Raw genomic sequence first — 1,875 nt, forward strand, 5'->3', positions numbered from 1 at the left:
TTTCATGATCGAGCTCAAAGGTATTTTTCAAACCTACAAGGGCCCCAGCGGCCCGGTCGAAGCACTGCGGGGCGTCGACCTTCACATCAACCCGGGCGAGGTCTACGGCATCATCGGCCGCAGTGGTGCGGGCAAAAGCTCGCTGGTGCGCGTGGTCAACCTGCTGAACCGGCCGACGGCCGGCCAGGTTTTGGTGGGCGGCCGGGAACTGACTTCGCTGAACGGCGAAGCACTGCGTGTAGCCCGGCGCGACATCGGCATCATCTTTCAGCATTTCAATCTGCTGTCGTCACGCACGGTGTACGGCAACGTGGCCTTGCCGCTGGAGATTGCGGGTTTGTCGGCAGCCGACATCAAGGCGCGAGTTGAACCGCTGCTGGACCTGGTCGGCCTGAGCACGCTGGCGGACCGGTACCCGGCGCAGATCAGCGGCGGGCAAAAGCAGCGTGTGGGCATTGCGCGCGCGCTGGCCAACCGGCCCAAGGTGTTGCTGTCGGATGAAGCTACTTCGGCGCTGGACCCCGAAACCACGCGCTCCATCCTCGGCCTGCTGCGCCAGATCAACAAGGAATTCGGCCTCACCATCGTGCTGATCACGCACCAGATGCAGGTGATCAAACAGGTGGCCGACCGCGTGGCGGTGATTGACGCCGGCCGCATTGTCGAAAGCGGCCCGGTGATTGATGTTTTTACCCGGCCCCAGCACGACACCACACGCAGCCTGATCGCCGAGATCGTGCCGCAGGATTTGCCCGACAGCGTGCTGGCGCGCATACGCACCCTGATGAGCGCCGAGCACCCTGAAGAAGGGCAGCTTTTGCGGCTGGCATTTGCGGGCGATGAGTCGGATCGGCCTTTGCTGTCAGACGTGATTCGCCGTTTCGGCATTGATCTGTCCATCGTGCACGGGCAGGTGGATGAGATTCAGGGCAAGCCTTTCGGCTCGCTGGCAGTGTTTGCGCGCGGCGCACGCGAGCAGCTCAACGCGGCGGTGGCGCATTTGCGCGGCGCAGGCGTGCATGTAGACCAGGTCGGCGGTGAGCTGGCCGTGGGCGGGAGGATTTAAGCCGTGTTCAGCAACTTTTCACAAGCCCTGCTCGAGCTCTTTGTCAGCTCGCTGTGGGAAACCATCGTCATGGTGGGCATCTCGGGCGCGGTGGGCGCGCTCATCGGCATTCCACTCGGGGTGTTTTTGCGGCTGACAGACGAGGGCGGCGTGTTGCAGAACGCGGGCGTGAACCGCGTCGTCGGCGGCCTTGTCAATGCGGTGCGTTCCACGCCTTTCATCATTTTGCTGGTGGCCATCATTCCGCTGACGCGCTTCATCACCGGCTCGTCCATCGGCACGGCGGCGGCCGTGGTGCCGCTCACCATCGCGGCGGCGCCGTTCATTGCACGTCTGGTGGAAACCTCGCTGCGCGAAGTCGACCACGGGCTGATCGAAGCCGCGCTGGCCATGGGTGCGACCACACGGCAGATCGTCTTCAAGGTGCTGCTGCCCGAGGCGCTGCCCGGCATCGTCGCGGGCCTGACCATCACCTTCGTGAGCCTCACGGGTTACTCGGCCATGGCCGGCGCCATTGGCGGCGGCGGGTTGGGGGACCTGGGCATCCGCTACGGCTACCAGCGCTTTTTGCCGGAAGTGATGCTGGCCGTGGTGCTGGTGCTCATCCTGTTTGTGCAGGCGGTGCAAAGCCTGGGCGACTGGGCTGTGCGCAGGTTGAGCCACAGATGAGCGAGGCCTTCACCTCCTATCAACAGCGATGTTGACTCCCTGAGTTCCTCCCTCCCCCACTGGGGGAGGGCAGGAGTGGGGGCCAGCGGCGGTCGAAAGGCTGCCCGGCTTGCAGAGGCCGCCGGCCCTCACCCTAACCC

At 64.5% G+C, this 1,875-nt stretch carries 2 protein-coding genes; both read left to right on the top strand.

Going from position 1 to position 1,875, the window contains the following annotated elements:
• The first annotated feature begins 4 nt into the window (after window positions 1-4).
• Window positions 5-1,066 (top strand): methionine ABC transporter ATP-binding protein, encoded by a 1,062-nt coding sequence (locus tag AC1DWI_RS21315; RefSeq protein ID WP_477670798.1) that lies wholly within the window; start codon window positions 5-7, stop codon window positions 1,064-1,066.
• Between the two features lie 3 nt (window positions 1,067-1,069).
• Window positions 1,070-1,735 carry a methionine ABC transporter permease gene (locus tag AC1DWI_RS21320; protein WP_457278549.1) on the top strand — a complete coding sequence of 222 codons (666 nt, stop codon included), beginning with the start codon at window positions 1,070-1,072 and terminating at the stop codon, window positions 1,733-1,735.
• The last annotated feature ends 140 nt before the right edge of the window (window positions 1,736-1,875 follow it).

The organism is Polaromonas sp. P3_C2 (genome assembly GCF_056402675.1).

Coding starts and splice junctions, on each gene's coding strand:
- AC1DWI_RS21315 (WP_477670798.1), top strand. CDS start 5: ATGATCGAGCTCAAAGGTATTTTTCAAACCTACAAGGGCCCCAGCGGC.